The organism is Streptomyces sp. F001, from assembly GCF_004187715.1.
GTDB classification, from domain to species: Bacteria; Actinomycetota; Actinomycetes; order Streptomycetales; family Streptomycetaceae; genus Streptomyces; species Streptomyces flavusporus.
Genome location: NZ_QZWF01000050.1, coordinates 1 through 19,321, shown reverse-complemented (window position 1 = coordinate 19,321; position 19,321 = coordinate 1). Strand labels below are relative to the sequence as shown.

Genomic DNA, 19,321 nt, shown 5'->3' with positions numbered 1-19,321 from the left:
GAGCGTCAACGCTGAAAGGGCTCACTGTCTTTGACTGAAAGTTTGTCGTACTGCGTGATCAATATCTCGCGGTGCCGCCGTCCCCAGGATCAGCCACACGCCCGATGCTGGGGCGTGATCTATTGGATGGACTTCCTCCCCTCTGCCGTATTGATATCCATAATCCCTGGAGCGAACCAGCTGTTGGGCCTGAGTAACGCCATCCGATCCGGCGCTTCCTGGGCTCTTGTCGGCATCCTCGCGCGCCTCGCTGCCTTCACTCTGCTGATCGGCATCGTCGTACTGGGTCTCGGCGCGGCCCTTGCACAGTCTCCCGGTGTGCTGACCGTAATAAAATGGAGTGGAATAGCATATTTGGCCTGGATTGGTGTGGCAGCACTGAGAAGCAAGCCGGAGACCGCTTCTGTGGTCGAGGACGAAGAGGGCCGCACCGGTCGATGGCGGATCCCTCGCCAGGAATTTATGGTCGCCATAACCAACCCCAAAGCGCTTCTGCTTTTCGCGGCACTCCTCCCTCAATTCACGAGCGGCGGACGGGATGCGGAACTGCACATTGCTCTTCTAGGCCTGGCCTACATGGGCGTTGAAGCCGTCATTGGCGGCCTCTACGTCGGAGCCGGGAGAATCCTTCGATGGCGGCTTCGGTCGCACAAGGGATCGATCGCTCGTCGGGTCGACCAGCTTTCGGGAATCTGCATCCTCGCGCTTGCGGGTGCGTTGGCTGTGAGCAGTGTTTGACGGCGGTCCGCCTCTGATCAGGTGTTCTGCCGGGCGTACTCGGTGGGTGTGAGTCCATAGCGCCGCTTGAAGGCGCGGCTGAAGTGGCTGCTGTCGGCGAACTGCCAGTGCGCGGCGATTTCCGAGACGGCCAGCCGAGACGCCAACAGCGCCTGCCTGGCCAACTCCAAGCGCCGTTCCCGGATGTAGGCGGTCACCGATTCCCCACCCGCCGCGAACGCGCGCTGCAAAGTACGCACAGAAACGTTCAGCTCCCGGGCCAGCATCGCCGGCGAGAGATCAGCGTCGGCGAGTCGCTGCTCTGCGAGGTTCTTCGCCGCCTGAGCGAGGGCCGGGGCAAGGTGGGTATTCACATCGTCGAAGCCGTGGTGCGTCACCGCGGTGGCCAACTCGACCAGCGTGTCTCGCGCGGCCTGGACACCGGCCGGGCTCAGATCAGGCAGCGCCTCCTCAACCATGTTGGCGTGCGCCACCAGGAGGCGTACCTCGGCGGCGTCGGCGTGACCGGCGACTTCGCGGCCACCGAGTAGAAGAGAGAAGGGAGCAGCCGGCAATACGATGCACTGCGCTCTCGTGTGGGGCGGGAGAGCGAAGTGATGCATCCGCGCGGCATGCCGCAGTAGGAAACGTCCCGCCACCACGGTGTGTTCCACAGTGTTTCGCTTGCTGCCCAGCGCCCAGGCTCCGCTGTGCACCAGCCATAGGCGGACCTGATCGGCGTCATGACTCGGTCCGTCCGCCGTCCGCGCTGCCGACGCCCCGTCCACGCTGGTGATGGCCACGTCGCGCACCCTGGCGGCACGGAAGCGCACCCGGAAGTCGGTCGCTGTCGCCGCGCTGAACCGGGGGAGGGGGAACTCATCTCCGACATGGGTACGCCAGCTCTGCTCGAAGTCGTCCCGACCGGTCGTGGCCGCACGGCGTGAGTCGAGCGAGAAGGATGCCGTCTTGTTGTCGTCCATCGTCCTACGAGTCTGCTCTCAGGATGTGTTTGTCGCCGATGTTCCGGTTGGTTGTCGCCCTGATGCATGCCGAGACTTCCGTGATCTTCCTAGTGTTCGAAGCACCCACACATCAGGAGGACTTGGTGAACGACCAGAACAGCCGCGTGGCCGTGATCACCGGCGCGGGGGGGAGGCCTAGGCGTCCATATCGCGCACCGCTTCGCCGCCGACGGATACACCACAGTACTGGTGGGGCGTACCGAATCGACCTTGCGCCAGGCCATCGAGAGCGGCCCGGAGGGGGGTGACATGCACCCGTGGGTCGGCGACGTCTCCGACCTGGCCGCCGTCACCGCACTCATGGACGGGGTGGCCGAGCGGTTCGGGCATCTGGACGTCCTCGTCAACAACGCGGGGCTGGCCCAGCCGGGCACCGTGGAGAGCACGAGCGAGGATGCCTATCGCGCCATGATGAGCGTGAACGTCGACGGCCTGTTCTTTGCCTCCCGCGCGGCCTTGCCCCACCTGCGCGCGGTCCGCGGGTGCATCGTCAACATCGGATCCGTTGGTGGCGTGCGCGGTGACTGGACGCAGGCCGCCTACAACGCGACCAAGGGAGCGGTGGCCAATCTGACCAATGCGATGGCCCTCGACCACGGCCGGGAGATCCGGGTCAACGTGGTCCATCCCGGTGTGACGACCAGCCGCGAGGAGATCCGGACAGCGCTCGCCGAAGGCACGCCGCTGCGCGACCGGTTCGACGACCGGGTGCCCATGGGCCGGCCCGGCGATCCCGCCGAGGTGGCCGCTGTCGTGGCGTTCCTTGCCAGCTCCGGCGCCTCGTACGTCAACGGCGCGCACATCGCCGTCGATGGTGGCCTGACCGCGTCGAACGGCCAAACCGATCTCTTCCGCTGACGCGACGCGACCACGGCTTCCCCCTTGGAGGGGGCAGCGTCGCCGCGACCGAATCGGCGACCCGCGCCCTCGGCGTGCAGCTGCGACGCCTCGAATCCACACCAGCAGGTCACCCCACGCACCAGCGTGGGAGCCGCGAAATGAAGGGGAAGTAGTGGTCTTCAAGCTCGATGTACCAGGCCGCATGGTTCGCGGTGACGTGGATGAAGGCTTTGGCGCAGTGGCCGACGCCTTTCGCGAGAACTTCGCCGTACGTAACGAGATCGGCGCTGCCTGCGTCGTCTACCACGGCGGGCGGAAGGTCGTGGACCTCTGGGGCGGCTACCGGGACGGCCGCAACCGTCTCCCCTGGGAGGCGGAAACGATGGTGCCGGTCTTCTCGACGTCCAAGGGCGTGGCAGCAGTGGCGCTCGCGGTGTTGCACGCACGTGGTCTGCTCGACCACGATGAGCGTGTGGCGGCCTATTGGCCCGAGTTCGCCGTCGCCGGCAAGGGCGATGTCACCGTCCGTCAGCTGCTCGCCCATCAGGCAGGGCTGGCGGTGATCGACCGGCCGCTCGGGCTCGGCGACCTGACTGGCTCCCGCACCCTCGCCACGGCTCTTGCCGAGCAGCGTCCGGCATGGAGCCGGGCACCCGGCACGGCTACCACGGCCAGTCATTGGGCTGGTACGAGAGCGAGCTCATCAGCCGGATCGACCCTGGAGAACGGCGTATCGGGCGATTTTTCGCCGACGAGGTCGCGACGCCGCTCGGCCTCGACTTCCACTTCGGCCTGCCGCAGGACACTGATCGCGATCGGGTCGCCCGTATCCACGGATTTCGCTCCTGGGAGATGATGCTGCACCTGAGGGCGATGCCGGCATCATTCGTCCGGGCATACGCGAACCCACGGAGCTTGACCGCCAGGGCGTTCGGCAATCCGCGGGTGCTGGGCACCGTGGAGAACTTCAACCGGCCGGATGTGCAGGCCGCGGAGATTCCGGCGGCCAACGGCGTCGGCCAGGTGCGGTCGATCGCCAAGCTCTACGGCGAGGTGGCGACCGGCGGCGCCGCCCTGGGTCTCACCGATGCCACGATGGACGTGTTGCGCGTCGCTGCCCCACCTCCGACGAACGGACTGTTCGACGAGGTGCTGCGCGTCGAGACGAGGTTCTCCCTGGGGTACGTCAAGCCGTTCCCGGCGTTCAGGTTCGGCTCCGAGTCGGACCGGGCCTTCGGGACGATGGGCCTGGGCGGGTCATTCGCCTTCGCAGACCCGGACACCGGTACGGGCTTCGCGTACGCGATGAACCGCACTGGCTTCCGGCTTTGGGACGACCCTCGTGAAGTGGCCCTGCGGGAGACGCTCTTCGCGCGGGTCCTCGGCGAGCGGCCTCAGCGGCCCGACCCGGCCTCCGGGGGGTCTGGCCTCTGATTAGCTGTGGTGTCTTGGGACCTTGGTTACACGAAGTCCTCGAACGTCAGCTGCTCCGGGAAGGCGTTGATCGGTTCTGGCGGCTGGGCGAAGACGACTCGGTACTCACTGCCGGTGGTCCGGCTGATCGGGGTCGGCCACCGAGGGCGGCGTGCGGCCGCTCGTGGTTGTAGTAGTTCAGGAAGTTGGCGAGGGCGATGCGGCGTTCACGCTCGGAGGCGTAGTCGCGGACATACGCCCACTCGCGGGAGAGGGTGTCGTTGAAGCGTTCGACCTTCCCGTTCGTTCTGGGGGTGTAGGGGCGCGTGCGCTTGTGTTTCATGCTGGCCGCAGCGAGAGCGGCGGCCCAGGTCTGTGATCGGTAGCAGGCACCGTTGTCCGTGAGGACACGCTGTTTCGTGGCGGCGAAGAACGCGACGGCGCGGTGCCAGAACGCCGCCGCGGTGACGCCGCGTTCGTCGTCCAGGGCCTCGGTGTAGGCGAGCCGGGAGTGGTCGTCGATCGCCGTGTGCAGGTAGGTGTAGCCGACCTTGCCGGTGCCGGGACCGGTGCGTTTGGAGGCGCGAGCGGCATCGGTGCCGACCCCGTGCATGCGCCGGCCGCCGCCGGTGGGGATGCGCCCGAGCTTCTTGATGTCGAGGTGGATCAGGTCGCCGGGGTGCTCGTGCTCGTAGCGGATGACCTCGCGCAGCCGCTCGCCGGTGGGCGGGTCGAGGTCACGCAGCCGGTTGAGCCCGCGGCGGACGAGGATTCGGTGCACGGTGGCCGGCGCCACGGTGATGCCGTGCAGCCGCTCCAGGTCGGCGGCGAGCCGGGCAGGCCCGTGTTTGGTCTGCCGCCGCAGCGCTTCCACCAGATCCGCGATGTCCTCCGCGGTGCGGGCCGGGCTCGTGACTGGCCGTGAGGAGTGGTCGATCAGTCCGTTCTCGCCGTGCGTCCGCCAGCGGGCGTGCCACTTGGCCAGACAGCGACGCGATATCCCGGCCTCGGCAGCGACGTGTGCGATCGGCCGTCCGGAGTCGACCCGCGGCACAACCGCAGACGCCCCTCGGGGGTCAGCGGTGCGTTGCGGTGCCCCCTGCCTTTGGCGCCCCTGGGCTGCTCGGACGCGTTCATCGGGAGCCCTGGGATCCCATGGCTCCCGCGCGGGCGACTGTGTCTGGCGTCAACGTCAACGAGCGAACTTCTCGGTGGCGGCCGGGGTGACCGGGGTAAAGAAGTTGACGAGGTTGCCGTCGGGGTCGCGGAAGAGCAGCGACCGGTTGCCCCAGGGCATCGTGGTGGGCTCGTTGACGAAGTCGGTGACAAGGCCGGTCAGGTTCCCGTGCACGCGGTCCACGTCGTCGACGAGGAACTCGATGATCACGCTGTGGTTGTCCGCCGGGCGGGCGGAATCCGGAGCGAACAGTGGGACGGTGCGGGTGCTGGCGATCGCGAGGGTGGCGTTGGGGGTATTGAGTTCGGCGAAGTCCTCGGTGGCCCAGGTCGCCAGCACCCCTGTCGCCTTCTCGTAGAACTCGACGAGGCGCGCGACGTCGCTGGTGATGATGCGGATCGAGACGAAGTCCATGGTGTTCTCCCTGGTTGATGGAGCCGCTGTACTTCGCAGGCTAGGACAAATAGTGGACAGAATCGGTCCGGTATTCGCGTTAGGCTCTGGACATGTCTCGACCTACCGGGCGCGTGCTGACTCTCTTGGAGCTGCTGCAGTCGGGCGGCATCCGGACGGTGGCTGAACTCGCCGACCGGCTCGGCGTCGACGGGCGGACCGTGCGGCGGTATGTGGACCAGCTGATCGACCTCGACGTGCCGGTGGAGGCGGTGCGGGGCCGCTACGGCGGGTACCGGCTCGCCTCCGGATACCGCTTGCCTCCGCTCATGCTCAGCGATGACGAGGCGCTTGCTGTGCTACTCGGATTGGTCGCCGGCCGCCGAGGGGGGCTGATGACGACGGCGGATACGGCGAGCGAGACGGCAGCGGCCAAGATCCGCAGGGTGCTGCCCGAGCGCTTGGCCCGCAGGCTCGACACGGTCCTGGAATCCCTCGCGTTCACGGCTCCGCCCGGCGAGTTCGCAAATCCGGACGCCGAGGTACTGCTCACTGTCGCCGATGCGGTGCGCCACCGACGACCGGTCTCGATCAGGTACACCGACCGCGACGGCCGACGCAGCGAACGCCCGCTGCACGCGTACGGGATCGTCGCCCATTCGGGCCGGTGGTACGTCACGGGCACGGACCCCGAGATCGGCGAGGACCGGACCTTCCGGCTCGATCGCATCGCGGCCGCAAGGACCCTACCCGGCTCATTCGAGGCGCCCGCCGGACTTGATCCGGCACAGCGCGTGTTGTCAGGGTTCGCCACGGCTGAGTACCGGTATGAGGTGATCTTGCGGATCCACGGAACGGTCGATCAGATCCGCGCCCGCCTTCCGGCCAGCGTTGCGAGCCTGGAGGAGCCTGCGCCCGCGGCAGGCGCGAATCCGGCGACCGAGCGTTGGCTGCGAGTCGAGCTTCGGGCGGAAAAGCTCGACTGGTTGCCGCCGGTACTCGCCTCACTTGACCGGCCGTTCGTCATCGAGCGCCCCGATGAACTGCGCAACCTCGTCATCGCGCTCGCCGACCGCCTCGCATCCTGCGCCCGTCAAGGCTGACAGCAGGGAACCAATGTCATGAGACGCCACAATTAGCGGAGCACTTGAGTGTGTTCCACGTCTCAGAAGACTTGCGCAAACATCGGCCGTGAGTTGAAACTTCAACTCGCCATCGAGGATGTGATCCTCTGTCTGGAGGACGTGTCATGACCAACCAACTGACCGGCCGCAGCTACCGCTTCGACCTCGGCGATCTGAAGGTGCGCTTCACCTTCGACTCGCCGACCCAGGGCAGCTTCGTGGTGGTGCACGGGGCGGGGCTCGCCCCTGACGGTCACGCCGAAACGGTGGCTCTGAACCTGCGGGAGATCCGCGAAGGCGTCTATCTGAACTCCTGGACCGAGGCGAGCGGGGCCACGGTGACGCACCTGGAGGACTTTGAAAACGGGACGTTGTATTCCAACGTGACCGTCGACGGCAAGCTCTATCATCTCACCGGAACGATCAAGGAGGCCTGACCGTGGCCCAGTACACCGCCGCGCAGGACGATCAGGCAAAAGGCAACGTCGACATCGTACTCACCGCCATGCGGGAGTTGTTCGCCGACAAGGACCTCACCGCGATAGATCGATACTGGGCTGAGCCCTACATTCAGCACAGCCCGCAGATGCCCAATGGGCTCGACACCCTGCGCAATGTCGTTCCCAACCTGGAGGGCTTCTCCTGGGAACCGCAGCGGATCGCCGCCCAGGGCGATCTGGTCTTCACCCACAGCATCGTCCACGGCTGGGCCCCGAACCCCGTGGCCATCGTCGACATCTTCCGGCTGGACAACGGACGCATCGTGGAACACTGGGACGTCGTCCAGGACATCGTCTCTCCCGAAGAATCTGCCAACGGCAACACAATGGTGTAGCCCCGGCAGCGCCCGCCCGGCGCTGGACTCGCCGCCGCCTGCGCGGAGAGCGCCAGAGAGTGGTTGGGCCGGACCCTGGCCGGCCTGCCGCCGCCAAGGGCGGCCGACGTGCGGCTACCTCTGCCCTGATCCTCAGAGGTTGACAGGTCAACCATGTTGCCCTAGGGTTCTGGGTGAAAGCTCAGCTAACCCTGTGCCCTTCCAGTCCTGGCGTGGGAGGAGAGGAGGGAAACCCCCATTGGTCGGCAGCCCCGTGCACCAGGGCGTCCCTTCGGGTCGGCGCAGGGCTGACCTCTCGTGATTCAGGCAGTCGCATCCGCCCTCCCGGTCAGTCCAGCTGCTTCTCCATGTGGTCCAGGATGCGCTGGGAGAGCCGGCCGAATGTTTTGAGCTGGTTCGGGGTCAGGGCGTCGATGAAGAGGCGGCGGACGTGCTCGACGTGCTGGGGTGCGGCCTCTTCGATCGCCTTGTAGCCGGCCGGGGTGGCGACGATGAATGCTCCGCGTCCGTCGTCGGCGCACTCCTCCCTGGCCACGAGCCCGCGTTTCGCCATCCGCGTGACCTGGTGGGACATCCGGCTCTTCTCCCACTCCACGAGTTTGGCCAGCTCCAGGAAGCGCATCCGCCCGTTGCCTCTTTCGGTGAGGCTGACGAGCACGATGTAGTCGGCTGCTGACATTCCGGAGTCGGCCTGGACGCGTCGGGACAGCCGTCCGATGAGTGTCTCCTGCATTCGGATGAAGCTGTCCCAGGCGGCCTTCTGTTCTGGGTCGAGCCAGCGCGGCTGTGCGTCCATGAGGGCAGTCTAACGAAATCGTTGACAGCTCATCTACTGGCGGTGGCGGCGATGCAACCCTCAGCGAGGCCGCGTGCATTGTGACCAGGATGCTTCGGTTCACATCCGGCCGGCGAGTGGTGCGAGCCGTGTTTCCTGCAGGTCCGGAGGCCGGCACCCCGTGCTCGCGCTGCGCTGCGGACGCCCTCGTCGAGGGTTAAGTTGATGCATCAACGTTGTGGGGCTAGGCTGATGTCCTGGCTGACGGGATTCTGCCGAGTTGAGCGGGATCAGACCCCACAAGGAGGACACATGACGGTCGAAGTGAGCGACGTGCCCGAGGCGAAGCGCTACGAGGCCCGTGTCGACGGAGAGTCCAAGGTGGCGGGCGTCGCGGAATACATCCGTACGACGGAACTCGTTGCGTTCGTGCACACCGAGGTCGAGGCGGAGTACGAGGGCGCGGGAGTCGGGTCCGCGCTGGTCCGTACAGCCCTTGACGAGGCACGCGCCGCGAACCTGCGGGTGCTGGCCACCTGTCCCTTCTTCGCGGGCTGGATCAGCCGGCACCCCGAGTACCAGGACTTGCTGTACCAGTCCCGCAGCAAGGTCAGTGACTGAAAGCCGAGCACGGCAGGAACGGAGGCGGGCATGAGCGGCGAATCCGAGCAGAAGGCATACCAGACGGAGTCGATCACGGTGACCTTCGAGGCGAGGCGCTGCCTGCACGCCGCCGAATGCGTCCATGGCCTGCCCGAGGTGTTCGACCCGGCGAAGCGACCGTGGATCCAGCCGGACAAGACTACGGTCGAGCGCCTGGCGGAGGTGGTGCGGCGCTGTCCCTCGGGCGCGCTCCAGTACGAACTCGTGGAGGGCGGGACGGAAACCCCCGACCGGCCCACCACGATCACCCGCAGTGCCACCGGGCAGCTGACCGTGCGCGGGGAGCTGAGTGTGGACACGCCGCAAGGCGCGCGCGCCGAGACCAGGGTCATGCTGTGCGGCTGCGGACAGAGCCGCCTCCAGCCGTACTGCGACCACGCGGGGCCCTGCGGTCAGTGACACGGCCGTGCCCGCTTCCCGCGTGTAACACGCAAGATCTTGGAGCTGAGCAGATGTCCCCTGCAGTGCAGTTCTCCGAGTACGGCACCGCTGACGTGCTGAGTGTCGTCGATGTTCCGTCGCTCACCGCGGGCCCGGGGCAGGTACGGCTCGCGGTGCGCGCCGCAGGTGTCAATCCGATCGACTGGAAGATCCTGCACGGCTTCATGCGCCAGGTGATGCCCGTCGATCTCCCGGGCGGCCTCGGCTCCGACGTGGCCGGTGTAGTCGACCAGGTCGGCGAGGGCGTGACCGCCTTCAGCATCGGTGACGAGGTGCTGGGGGGCTTCCATCACACCCTCCTACGCACAGTCGGCGCTCGCTGACCCCGCTGCACTGGTCGCCAAGCCGGCCTCCGTCCCATGGGAAGTTGCCGCAACGCCGGCCGGTTCGGGTATCACCGCCTGGGAGGTCCTCAACAAGCTGAAGATCTCCACGGGGGAGACGCTGCTGGTCCATGCCGCGGCCGGTGGCGTGGGCACGTTCGCCGTACAGCTGGCCGTCGCCCGCGGTGTACGTGTCATCGGCACCGCGAGCGAACGCAACCATGAACAGCTCCGCTCTTTCGGCGTGGAACCGGTCACCTATGGCAAGGGCCTGGTCGACCGCGTACGAGCGATTTCCCCCCACGGAGTCGACGCGGTCCTCGACGCCTCCGGTCGCGGTGAAATCCCGGACTCGATCGAACTCGCCGGCGGTCCGACACGCGTCCTGTCACTCGTGGCCTTCGACGCCGCGGACACCGGAATCCAGGTGCACATGACCGAGCCGGGAGCGGGGGGTCCCCGAGCGCTCGGCGACATCCTCGCCCTCATCGAGGCGGGACGGCTGCAGATGCCCATCGCGGGTACCTACCCCCTCGGCCTTCTCCGACGCCCACGGCGTCTTCAGTGTCCAGCCGAACTCCGGCCAGGCCGACGCCGACGTGACCAACGAGGACGAGGTCCGCTTCGGCGCGGCGGTGGCCGAGATCGCCGAGCGCTGCGGCGTCGCCCACCTCGTCTACAGTTCGGCGATCACCGCGGGTTCGGCAACGGGCGTGGACCATCTCGACACCAAGAGCCGTATCGAGGCCCATGTCCGGAATCTGGACATCGCCGGCACCATCATTCGGCCGGCCACGTTCATGGAGCTCCTGGTGACCCCCGAAATGGGCCTCGACCGGGGGCACCTGTCCTTCCTGATGCGCCCGGACCAGGCCATGCAGTTCATCGCAGTACGCGACATCGGCCGCATCGTCGCCGTGGTCTTCGGCTCACCCGACCGCTACGCCAGTCGCACCATGGAGATTGCCGGTGACGCTCTCACCGGCAATGCCCTGGCCGAGAATCTGACCCGGGCCGCCGGCCAGACGATCAGCTACAGCCGTCTGCCGACGACGCTGCCGGGACAGGACGAGGTCCTCGGCAAGTTGGAAGCACTTGTGGACGACGGCAGGCTGGCGGGGAACGCGAACCTCGACGCGTTGCGCGCGGAGTTTCCCTTCCTGCTGCGCTTCGACCGCTGGCTGGCAGGCCCTGGTGCGGGCCTCCTCGATGAGGCGCTCCGTTCCTCGGACAGGGGCATTGCCCCGCGCTGACGAGGCCCTTCCGGGTGAGCCCGGCCGTGGTGGGCGGACGGTGGCTGGCCACTCCGGAGCCCGCGGTCGCCCTCCGTGGTTAGGTGACCTGCGCGCTGCTTTGGGATCGCGGTGGGCTGTTCCGGTCACGGGACAGATGGGTTGGCAGGACTAGACTTCTCTCGGCAGGGTGGTTGTACTAGTGAGTTGAACTCGCAACTCACTAGGGACTCACAGTACGAAGGCTCGGTCGTTTGGCAGGCCGGGAGAGGTGGATGACCGATTGTCTGAACTCACGTCGCCGCGGCCGAGCGGGCGGGAGCGGGCCCGCTCTCAGGCCGAATCGGTCGAGGTCGCCACGCCCCGGGTGTCGCAGGAGCAGCGGGAGAACTGGCAGTCACTGGTGATTCTCGCGCACCTGGTCGAAGCCGAGCTCGAGCGAAAGACGCAGGACGATGCCGGCATCCCGCACAGCCACTTCAAGATTCTCGCGTTGCTCGCCGGCGCGGATCGGTACACGATGGGCCTCACCCGACTGAGCCGGGCGCTGCGGTTCCACAAGAGCCGGCTGTCACATGCACTCCGAACACTCGAGGCTGCCGGATTGCTCCGTCGCGAGGACACTCCTGAAAAGGGCCGTGCCTACCAGGCCGTCCTCACGCGTCGTGGCCTCGACCTCGTGGAGCGAGTGCTGCCGCTGCAGGACGTCTTCGCCCGTGACACAGTGCTCTCCGGCCTCACCGCGACCGAGGTCACGCAACTGCGCACCATTGCCGAGAGGATCATCGCGAACCTGGATGCTCGGGGGGAGTGACCCGACCGCCCTGTGACGGAATGGGCCCTGGCCTACCTCGCGCTTGAGCGTGGCGTTGAAGGGCCCGGCGAGCACGGGCAGGCGCGCCTAGTTGACACGTCAAGTGCTGATGTTAATGTAGATGATGCATCATCTACATGGTGGCGGCGGACGTTACTGTCCCTGTTCGCCACCTGCTCCACCTCGCGTCGGATGTGAGAAGCGATGACCGCACCAGCAACGAACTGGCCGAGCCTCCGGGTCTCGGACTGGACCGCCACCCGCGACACTCTGCACATGTGGACCCAGATCGTGGGCAAGATCCGGATGGCCCACGCACCCCTGATCAACCACTGGTGGCAGGTGACCTTGTACGTCAGCCCCCGCGGGTTGACGACGTCGACCATCCCGTACCGCGCCGGGGCATTCGAGATCGAATTCGACTTCGTCGGCCACCAGCTCGAAGTCCGCAGCAGCGACAGCGGCGCGCGAAGCTTCCCGCTCCGGCCCATGCCGGTCGCTGAGTTCTACACCCGGATCCTGCACACGCTCGATGAGCTCGGGATCGAGGCCCCGATCCATCCGCACCCCAACGAGGTCGAGCCGGCGATCCCCTTTGCCGAGGACCACGTCCACGCCTCCTACGACGGCGAAGCGGCTGCCCTGTTCTGGCGACAGCTGCTGCAGGCCAATCGGGTAATGGGCGAGTTCAGGTCGCACTTCGTCGGCAAGGTCAGCCCGGTGCACTTCTTCTGGGGCGCGATGGATCTCGCCTGCACCCGCTTCTCCGGGCGGTCGGCTCCTCCGCACCCCGGCGGCGCACCCAACTGCGGGGACTGGGTCATGGTCGAGGGCTACTCCCGGGAACTGTCCAGCTGCGGGTTCTGGCCCGGCGGTGGAGAGGAAGGTGCCTTCTACGCCTACGCCTACCCCGAACCCGACGGGTTCGCCGATTACCCGGTCGGCCCCAATGGCGCCTACTTCAGCTCTGAGTTCAAGCAGTTCCTTCTGCCCTACGAGGCCGTCCGCGCCGCGCCCGACCCTGACCGCGCTGTCACCGAGTTTCTCCACACCACCTACGAAGCCGCCGCAGTGCGCGGCCAATGGGACCGCTCCGCGCTGGAAGACGACCCCTTCCGGTGGGACGGAACTTCTTCGCCTCGGCGGGCTTCGAAGTAACCAAGATCGATAAGTTGTCCATTCCCACGTCGGCGGCCCACATCCGCAGCCGGTTGTGGGCGCCCTTCCACGACCCGAAGTGCTCGGGAAGGTCCATAACGGCATGGTTCCGGGCTGTTGTGTGGAGGGGCAGGTTGCGCAGACCGGTGGCCCAGGCGGCCCGGATCCGGTCCTCCGCGCAAGCCCGCGGTCGGTGACGGGGCTCGACGTCGGCGATCGGCGAGAGCACGGTCAGCCGGTCCACGCCTTCAAGGACTCGGCGTTCAGATCGCCACGGGCCCGACAGCTTCGGCCACCCCGAGGCACTCGCTGTCACGGAAGACACCCAGTTCGTAGGACACGGAATCGGTGCCGACGGAGCGCATGACGACGCCTCTCTCGTAACGGCCGGGATAGGTCACCTCACCGAGGTAGTGCACTCGGTACGACTGCGGAGGCAGGTCCGGTACCGGACCGGTTCCGGCCGTTCCCGTCGCGTGCTTCACGAACGCGGCGATCGCCTCGTCGTAATAGGTGGCCAGGGCCATGTAGTTGACGTGTTGGTTGGAGTCGACATCCCCTATACGCGCGAGCAGCGGGGTGAAGTACGGATAGTGGTCCCGCTGGCTGCGTTCCGGGCCCGGTCGGACCGTGGGTGCGGCGCTCGACTCGGGCAACGCCAACTCATCGAGGTCCTCGACCAGCTCATCCGGAAGCGAGAGGGGGCCACTTGCGCCGATGAGCACGATGGTGGCATCCCCGCTCGCTACATGGCAGCCGTCGATGAAGGCGGCCTGCTCGTAGGTGAACGACGACTGTCCGATGCGGCGCACACCGGTGTGGACCTGGACCCGGGCGCCTGTCCGGCCGGCGGGACGAAGTCGCTCAATCCACTGGTTCACAAGAAATATCTGGAACGGATCGAACCCGCCGGAGGCCACGAGTCGTTCGAGGCGGCGCAGGTGTAGCCGTATCCGTGCGTCCTCCAGTCAGCGGGCCACGCCGATCGCGTCGGCAGAGCCGTCGCGGCCCAGATCGGCCTGACGAACCAGGACGTCGGACTGAACGGGGAATACGGAACCGTCAGTATTGGGCATGGATCTCAACCTCTCGGTGGGGGCCAGGGGTCGATGATGGTGATGTGATCCGGGTCAACAGAAATACGGCCGTGGCGCCGGGCCCGGCGGAACTGGACCCGGCACCTGGGGGAGACCGGCCTCCCGGACGGCTCAGGCGGCGGCCGTACGGAGCGGTGCCAGCGCCTGGCTCCAGGCGACAACCTGGTCGAGCAGGGTGTCGAGGGCCTGCACGCTGTACTCGCTGGGCTTGAGGATGCTGAAGTCTTCGAACTCGGTCCTCAGGGACAGGGCCACCTGCTGGCGAACGTCGGCCATCTGAAGTTCGCCGACGACCAGTCGCAGGTGTTCCACGGCTCGGGCACCGCCGACACCTCCGTACGACACGAAGCCGACAGCCTTGTTGTTCCACTCGGTGTAGAGGAAGTCGATGGCGTTCTTGAGTACGCCGGAGGTGCTGTGGTTGTACTCCGGGGTGACGAACACGAACCCGTCGAAGGAAGCGATCTTGTCCGCCCACTTCTTGGTGTGTTCCTTCTGGTACTGCCTCTTGGCCGGGGGCAGTGGCTCGTCCAGGTGCGGCAGCGGATAGTCGCGGAGGTCAACGAGCTCGAACTCGGCGTCGTCGCGCTGGGATGCCTTGTCGTAGACCCAGTTGGCGACCTGTTCGCCGTTGCGCTTGGGGCGGGTACTGCCGAGGATGATGCCTATTCTGGTCATGGATTTCCCTAACGGGTATGGATGGTGGTGCTGTCCTGGACGAGAGTTCAGGACGTGTGGGGGAGGGGTACGGCCCCAGAATTTCGTTCAGGGCACGGACACCCCGCCTCGCCGCGCACCTGGATCTGGGCGGACAAGCGGAGTCTGCCCACGCGGCGCTCCCTGGAGGAACTTCCGTACCCGACCCGGCCCAGGAGGGGGCACTGCAAGAGACATCTCCTGGCTGCGGTCGTCTTCAGCGGATGCGCTGGCTCCCATGCTAGCAATAAGATGATGTATCAACCATATGGCGGTGCTGAGGCTCGCTCGGCGGCGCTCATCCAAGCCAGGGTCTCACCAGGTGGCGCCTGGTGACCCGGTGGCCTGGTGAGAGGGGGAGTCCAGATGCGTCCGACGGCAGCCAGTCGCTGGCGTGGACCAACGTCTAGTTGACGCATCAAGTTCTAGTGCTAGTGTAGATGACGCGTCATCTACCTATTGGGGCGGGCCGCTACTGGTGCCGCGGGCCGTCTCTGTGCGGTGGCCGCGCCGGTTTGGGGTGCGACGTCAACCGATTCAGCGTGGTGGTTGGCCGGTTCGGCCTCAGGGGTGCCTGCGCGGACGCGTACGGCCGTTGCCCCGGCGTCGAGATCGACGGCGTCCTGTTCCGGAAGCAAGGATCCCCATGAACGTACCCGTGAACGGCAAGCCTGACTTCACCGGGCTGCGCGCGATGTACATCAACTGCACTCTCAAGCGTTCCCCCGACCTCAGTCACACCCAGGGTGTGATCGACCGTAGCGTGGCGATCATGGAGGCGAACGGTGTGAGTGTGGACCAGATCCGCGCCGTCGACCACGACATCGCCACCGGCGTCCGCCCAGACATGACCGAGCATGGATGGGACACCGACGAGTGGCCCGCACTGCTGCCCCGGATCCTCGCTGTCGACATCCTGGTCATCGGTGGATCCATCTGGCTCGGTGACAACAGCTCAGTGACCCGCCGAGTGATCGAGCGGCTCTACGGCTACTCCGGCGTGCTCAATGAGCAGGGTCAGTACGCCTACTACGGACGCGTCGGTGGCTGCCTGCTCACGGGCAACGAGGACGGCCTCAAGCACTGCGCGATGAGCATCCTCTACAGCCTGCAGCACATCGGTTTCACCGTCCCGCCCCAGTCCGACGCGGGCTGGCTCGGCGAGGTCGGCCCGGGCCCCTCCTACCTCGATGAAGGTTCCGGCGGCCCGGACAACGACTTCGCCAACCGGAACATCGCGTTCATGACCTACAACCTGCTCCACCTCGCGTCGATGATCCGTAGCACTGGTGGCTTCCCGGCCTATGGCAACCAGCGCTCGGCCTGGGACGCCGGTTGTCACCCCGACAACACCAATCCTGAACACCGCTGACCACACGCGGCTCTGGGACAACAATCCCCGGCGCACGCCGGTTCCAGCCACGGGGTTTTCCGTTGTCCCCAACGGACCGGCGTGGGTTGAACCCGGAGACCGGGTGCTGCCGCTCTCGTTGGGTCAACCGCGCTCGATGAGGTCGTCGCAGTCGCGGACCCGGTCGGCGTAGTTGTGCACCCCGGCCATCCATGCCAGGTCGGCGATTCCCGCTCCACCTCCGCGTCCGTCCTGGAGGACGCGCCCTGCACCCCGGCTGCGCACAGGCGGCCCCTGCCGGCAGCCGCCTCGCCCATCGGGCACCGCTTGGCTTCTGCGGCGGCAGAGTCGCCCGTTCGACCAACGCCTCCTGGGCAAACCCGATCGAGGCACACTTCGGGCCGCCTCGGGAGGCGAGCCCCCGGCGCCCATGCCTCTAAAGTGGATGCATCAACTATATTGAGGCTGTCGAGAGTGATGTGGGACAGGCGTGCAGCCTGAGGGGAGAAAACCGGAGATGCGGAATCTGACTGTGGCTCAGCAGATGGTGGACATTCTGCGTCAGGGGGGCGTGGAGCGGATCTATGGCGTGGTGGGTGACAGCCTGAACTCGGTGGTTGACGCGGTGCGCCGCACCGACGGCATCGAGTGGGTGCATGTACGGAACGAGGAGGCCGCCGCCTTTGCTGCGGCAGCAGAGGCGCAGCTGACCGGCAGGCTCGCGGTGTGTGCCGGAAGCTGTGGCCCCGGAAACACACATCTGATCCAGGGGCTGTACGACGCGCACCGCTCCGGTGCGCCCGTGCTGGCCCTCGCCTCGCACATTCCGTCCCACCAGATCGGTACGGGCTTCTTCCAGGAGACGCACCCGGAACGGCTGTTCACCGAGTGCAGCGACTACTGCGAGATGATCGGCACCCCCGAGCAGATGCCCCGGGTTCTGCGGATCGCCATGCAGCGGGCCCTTGGCAACAGCGCGGTGTCCGTCCTGGTGATACCGGGCGATGTTGCGCACGACGAGGCGACTCACCCGACGGGAAGCAGCAACCTGGTCACTGAGCGTGGTCGCGTCGTCGCGCCGGATATGCAGGTTCGGGCGCTGGCCGAGAAGCTGAACGCGGCACGGAAGGTGATGCTGTTCTGCGGTGGGGGAGTGAGGGACGCGCACGCCGAGGTCATGGCGTTCGCCGAGAAGGCTACCGCCCCCATCGGGCACACCCTGCGGGGCAAGGAGTGGATCCAGTTCGACAATCCGTACGACGTGGGCATGAGCGGTCTGCTGGGCTACGGCGCCTGCTTCGACGCGATGCACGAGGCCGACCTGGTCGTCTTGCTCGGCACCGATTTCCCGTACAACGACTTCCTGCCGCAGGCACGGACCGTGCAGATCGACCACGATGCGGGCCGCCTCGGCCGTCGCACTGTGCTGGAACTTGGGGTCCACGGCGATGTCCGGGAGACGCTCCGGGCTGTGCTGCCGTTGGTCAAGGCGAAGCGGGACCGTACCTTTCTGGACCGGATGCTGCACAAGCATGCCAAGTCCCTGGAGAAGGTGGTCTCCGCCTACACCCACGACGTTGAGCGGCACACCCCGATCCACCCTGAGTACGCGGCCTCGGTTCTGGACGAACTCGCCGCCGACGACGCAGTGTTCACCGTGGACACCGGCATGTCCAACGTTTGGGCGGCGCGCTATCTGACCCCCAATGGACGGCGCCGGGTGATCGGTTCGTTCCTGCACGGCACGATGGCCAACGCGCTGCCGCACGCCATCGGCGCGCAGTTCGCCTATGCCGGCCGCCAGGTGATCTCGATGTCAGGTGACGGTGGGCTGGGCATGCTCATGGGCGAGCTGCTCACGGTGAAGCTGCACGATCTGCCGGTGAAGACGATCGTCTTCAATAACTCCTCCCTGGGCATGGTGAAGTTGGAGATGCTGGTCGAGGGGCTGCCCGAGCATGAGACCGACCACGAGCCGGTGGACTACGCGGCGATCGCCCGCAGCGCGGGCATCGAGGCGATCCGCGTCGAGCGCCCGGAGCATGTCGTCGAGGGGCTCAAGCGGGCGCTCGCTCACGACGGACCGTTCCTGGTCGACCTGGTGACCGATCCCAACGCGCTGTCGATCCCGCCGCACATCTCGGCCGCCCAGGTCAAGGGATTCGCCTTTGCTGCGGGCCGGACAGTGCTCGACGGTGGCGTCGGCAAGATGCTCGACCTGGCCCGCGCCAACCTGCGAAACGTCCCCCGCCCCTGAGATTTTCGCCGTCCTCGTCGAGGCCCCGTTTCACGACCCCAGCGACCTGACGAGCGCCAGCGCAATCACTGTGCCCAGCTCTCCGTGGGCGGCCACCGGGCTCGTCGCGAACGCCGCATCGAGACACTTCCGGCACCGACTTGTCGGTGACAAGCCGGCCACTCCCGCCGCCTGCATTCAGGCGTGCTCCCAGGTGGGAGGGACACCGGTAGTCGCTTGCTCCAGTGACGATTACACCGGGACGCATCAGCACGGAGTGACTCGCCTGGAAACGGTCGTCACACCTGATGAGAACTCAGACGTCACCGATCACCCCTGCGCGGGGTCTACGGAAGGGATCACCATCCATGAGCGAGGAAACGTCGACTCCTGACCTCCGTCACGGTCCGATCCGGAGAATCGTTGATCTCCTGAGCACACATCATGAGCGGGCGAAGCTGCAGCACCAGGAGGCGGACCTAGCCGATTCGATCGCCACTGCCGCTTTCGACCTGGGCGCCGACATCGCACACCCAGCCGCTCTTCCTCACCAGCGCGTCGGCTTCGACGCTGAAAGTGATCTCGGGATCGTCAAGCAGCCACCGGAGTAGCGCGGATAGGAAGTCGGCGCCGTGGACCGGACGAGCTAAGGCGCCGCCAGACGGGGGTCCCCGTGCCTCCTACGCCTTTGGTCAAGGGGAATCGGGGTGTGCGTTGGGTCGGTGAGCCAGGCAGCATGGCGGGGTAGCTGAACTGCTGTGGGGAGGAACAGGACTTCACGAGGGCGGCAGCCCGGCTGCACATCGTCCAGTCTGCTGTTTCCGTCGCCGCCAACGCGCTCGAGTGGGAGTTGGACGCGCGGCTACTCGACCGGAACTCCAAACGGGTGCTGCTCACCGATGCCGGTCTGGCCCTGCTGCCTCGTGCCCGGATCACGCTGGACGTCGCGCGGGACGCTGGCGATGCAGTAGCCAAGGTGTGGGGCGGGCTGCGAGGCACGCGGCGCCCCGG

Annotated in this window: 22 protein-coding genes and 4 pseudogenes; 18 read left to right on the top strand and 8 right to left on the bottom strand. The window is 66.7% G+C overall.

Going from position 1 to position 19,321, the window contains the following annotated elements; translation table 11 throughout:
• Positions 1-126: 126 nt before the first annotated feature.
• On the top strand, positions 127-738 hold the full coding sequence (locus tag StrepF001_RS42060) for a LysE family translocator (RefSeq protein WP_129803349.1): 612 nt from the start codon (positions 127-129) through the stop codon (positions 736-738).
• A gap of 17 nt (positions 739-755) precedes the next feature.
• Here StrepF001_RS42060 and StrepF001_RS49115 read toward each other — a convergent pair whose 3' ends face one another.
• On the bottom strand, positions 756-1,700 hold the full coding sequence (locus StrepF001_RS49115) for a helix-turn-helix transcriptional regulator (protein WP_240797953.1): 945 nt from the start codon (positions 1,698-1,700) through the stop codon (positions 756-758).
• Positions 1,701-1,889: 189 nt separating this feature from the next.
• On the opposite strand from StrepF001_RS49115, the gene StrepF001_RS42050 reads away from it, so the two are divergent.
• The 3 genes and pseudogenes from StrepF001_RS42050 to StrepF001_RS46750 all read left to right on the top strand — a co-directional run bounded on the left by StrepF001_RS42050 (position 1,890) and on the right by StrepF001_RS46750 (position 4,016).
• Complete coding sequence (locus StrepF001_RS42050; RefSeq protein WP_346657020.1) at positions 1,890-2,600, top strand: SDR family oxidoreductase; 711 nt, start codon at positions 1,890-1,892, stop codon at positions 2,598-2,600.
• Between the two features lie 184 nt (positions 2,601-2,784).
• Positions 2,785-3,237, top strand: a pseudogene (locus StrepF001_RS49110) (serine hydrolase domain-containing protein); the annotation flags it as partial.
• Positions 3,222-4,016: a beta-lactamase family protein gene (locus StrepF001_RS46750; RefSeq protein WP_240797952.1), complete on the top strand. Its 795-nt coding sequence runs from the start codon at positions 3,222-3,224 to the stop codon at positions 4,014-4,016. The pseudogene StrepF001_RS49110 and the gene StrepF001_RS46750, both read left to right, overlap by 16 nt.
• 46 nt (positions 4,017-4,062) lie before the next feature.
• Here StrepF001_RS46750 and StrepF001_RS42040 read toward each other — a convergent pair.
• Together StrepF001_RS42040 and StrepF001_RS42035 are read right to left on the bottom strand one after the other, a co-directional pair.
• Positions 4,063-5,132: pseudogene (locus StrepF001_RS42040) on the bottom strand (IS481 family transposase).
• Positions 5,133-5,187: 55 nt separating this feature from the next.
• Positions 5,188-5,586 carry a VOC family protein gene (locus StrepF001_RS42035; protein ID WP_129803348.1) on the bottom strand — a complete coding sequence of 133 codons (399 nt, stop codon included), beginning with the start codon at positions 5,584-5,586 and terminating at the stop codon, positions 5,188-5,190.
• A 92-nt stretch (positions 5,587-5,678) separates the two neighbouring features.
• Here StrepF001_RS42035 and StrepF001_RS42030 point away from each other — a divergent pair, with 92 nt between their 5' ends.
• The 3 genes from StrepF001_RS42030 (at position 5,679) to StrepF001_RS42020 (ending at position 7,524) form a co-directional block, all read left to right on the top strand.
• On the top strand, positions 5,679-6,668 hold the full coding sequence (locus tag StrepF001_RS42030) for a YafY family protein (protein WP_129803347.1): 990 nt from the start codon (positions 5,679-5,681) through the stop codon (positions 6,666-6,668).
• A 146-nt stretch (positions 6,669-6,814) separates the two neighbouring features.
• Positions 6,815-7,126, top strand: a complete 312-nt coding sequence (locus tag StrepF001_RS42025; protein ID WP_129803346.1) for a hypothetical protein — start codon at positions 6,815-6,817, stop codon at positions 7,124-7,126.
• Positions 7,127-7,128: 2 nt separating this feature from the next.
• Entirely contained in the window at positions 7,129-7,524 is a 396-nt protein-coding gene (locus tag StrepF001_RS42020; RefSeq protein WP_240797951.1) for a nuclear transport factor 2 family protein, read from the top strand.
• 328 nt (positions 7,525-7,852) lie between these two features.
• Here StrepF001_RS42020 and StrepF001_RS42015 read toward each other — a convergent pair whose 3' ends face one another.
• Positions 7,853-8,320, bottom strand: coding sequence for a MarR family transcriptional regulator (locus StrepF001_RS42015; RefSeq protein WP_129803345.1), 468 nt, complete (start codon positions 8,318-8,320; stop codon positions 7,853-7,855).
• 291 nt (positions 8,321-8,611) lie between these two features.
• Between StrepF001_RS42015 and StrepF001_RS42010 the strand changes: the two genes are divergently transcribed.
• From StrepF001_RS42010 to StrepF001_RS50345, 4 genes and pseudogenes are all read left to right on the top strand, one after another.
• Positions 8,612-8,920 carry a GNAT family N-acetyltransferase gene (locus StrepF001_RS42010; RefSeq protein WP_030354507.1) on the top strand — a complete coding sequence of 103 codons (309 nt, stop codon included), beginning with the start codon at positions 8,612-8,614 and terminating at the stop codon, positions 8,918-8,920.
• 30 nt (positions 8,921-8,950) lie between these two features.
• Positions 8,951-9,361, top strand: coding sequence for a (4Fe-4S)-binding protein (locus StrepF001_RS42005; protein ID WP_129803344.1), 411 nt, complete (start codon positions 8,951-8,953; stop codon positions 9,359-9,361).
• Between the two features lie 53 nt (positions 9,362-9,414).
• Positions 9,415-9,726, top strand: a complete 312-nt coding sequence (locus StrepF001_RS49105; protein WP_240797950.1) for an alcohol dehydrogenase catalytic domain-containing protein — start codon at positions 9,415-9,417, stop codon at positions 9,724-9,726.
• Positions 9,668-10,015, top strand: a pseudogene (locus StrepF001_RS50345) (NADP-dependent oxidoreductase); the annotation flags it as partial. The gene StrepF001_RS49105 and the pseudogene StrepF001_RS50345, both read left to right, overlap by 59 nt.
• 99 nt (positions 10,016-10,114) lie before the next feature.
• On the opposite strand, the gene StrepF001_RS49095 reads toward StrepF001_RS50345, so the two are convergent.
• Positions 10,115-10,333, bottom strand: a complete 219-nt coding sequence (locus StrepF001_RS49095) for a hypothetical protein (RefSeq protein ID WP_240797955.1) — start codon at positions 10,331-10,333, stop codon at positions 10,115-10,117.
• Between StrepF001_RS49095 and StrepF001_RS41995 the strand changes: the two are divergent.
• The 3 genes and pseudogenes from StrepF001_RS41995 to StrepF001_RS41985 form a co-directional block, all read left to right on the top strand.
• Positions 10,320-10,979, top strand: a pseudogene (locus StrepF001_RS41995) (NmrA family NAD(P)-binding protein); the annotation flags it as partial. The gene StrepF001_RS49095 and the pseudogene StrepF001_RS41995 overlap by 14 nt on opposite strands.
• 346 nt (positions 10,980-11,325) lie before the next feature.
• Positions 11,326-11,772, top strand: a complete 447-nt coding sequence (locus StrepF001_RS41990; RefSeq protein WP_165396554.1) for a MarR family transcriptional regulator — start codon at positions 11,326-11,328, stop codon at positions 11,770-11,772.
• 204 nt (positions 11,773-11,976) lie between these two features.
• A complete protein-coding gene (locus StrepF001_RS41985; RefSeq protein WP_129803342.1) occupies positions 11,977-12,930 on the top strand; it encodes a DUF5996 family protein in 954 nt (317 codons plus the stop codon).
• Positions 12,931-13,193: 263 nt separating this feature from the next.
• On the opposite strand, the gene StrepF001_RS41980 is transcribed toward StrepF001_RS41985, so the two are convergent.
• Together StrepF001_RS41980 and StrepF001_RS41975 are read right to left on the bottom strand one after the other, a co-directional pair.
• On the bottom strand, positions 13,194-13,742 hold the full coding sequence (locus tag StrepF001_RS41980) for a hypothetical protein (protein WP_240797949.1): 549 nt from the start codon (positions 13,740-13,742) through the stop codon (positions 13,194-13,196).
• A gap of 396 nt (positions 13,743-14,138) precedes the next feature.
• Positions 14,139-14,705, bottom strand: coding sequence for an NAD(P)H-dependent oxidoreductase (locus StrepF001_RS41975; protein ID WP_129803341.1), 567 nt, complete (start codon positions 14,703-14,705; stop codon positions 14,139-14,141).
• Between the two features lie 664 nt (positions 14,706-15,369).
• Between StrepF001_RS41975 and StrepF001_RS41970 the strand changes: the two genes are divergently transcribed.
• Positions 15,370-16,095, top strand: coding sequence for a flavodoxin family protein (locus StrepF001_RS41970; RefSeq protein WP_129803340.1), 726 nt, complete (start codon positions 15,370-15,372; stop codon positions 16,093-16,095).
• 123 nt (positions 16,096-16,218) lie between these two features.
• On the opposite strand, the gene StrepF001_RS46065 is transcribed toward StrepF001_RS41970, so the two are convergent.
• Entirely contained in the window at positions 16,219-16,359 is a 141-nt protein-coding gene (locus tag StrepF001_RS46065) for a hypothetical protein (RefSeq protein WP_165396553.1), read from the bottom strand.
• Positions 16,360-16,591: 232 nt separating this feature from the next.
• Between StrepF001_RS46065 and StrepF001_RS41965 the strand changes: the two genes are divergently transcribed.
• The 3 genes from StrepF001_RS41965 to StrepF001_RS41955 form a co-directional block, all read left to right on the top strand.
• A complete protein-coding gene (locus StrepF001_RS41965; protein WP_129803339.1) occupies positions 16,592-18,331 on the top strand; it encodes a pyruvate dehydrogenase in 1,740 nt (579 codons plus the stop codon).
• 347 nt (positions 18,332-18,678) lie between these two features.
• Positions 18,679-18,921, top strand: a complete 243-nt coding sequence (locus tag StrepF001_RS41960) for a hypothetical protein (protein WP_129803338.1) — start codon at positions 18,679-18,681, stop codon at positions 18,919-18,921.
• A gap of 137 nt (positions 18,922-19,058) precedes the next feature.
• Positions 19,059-19,321 (top strand): LysR family transcriptional regulator (locus StrepF001_RS41955; RefSeq protein ID WP_129803350.1); only part of this gene is annotated, 263 nt, incomplete at its 3' end.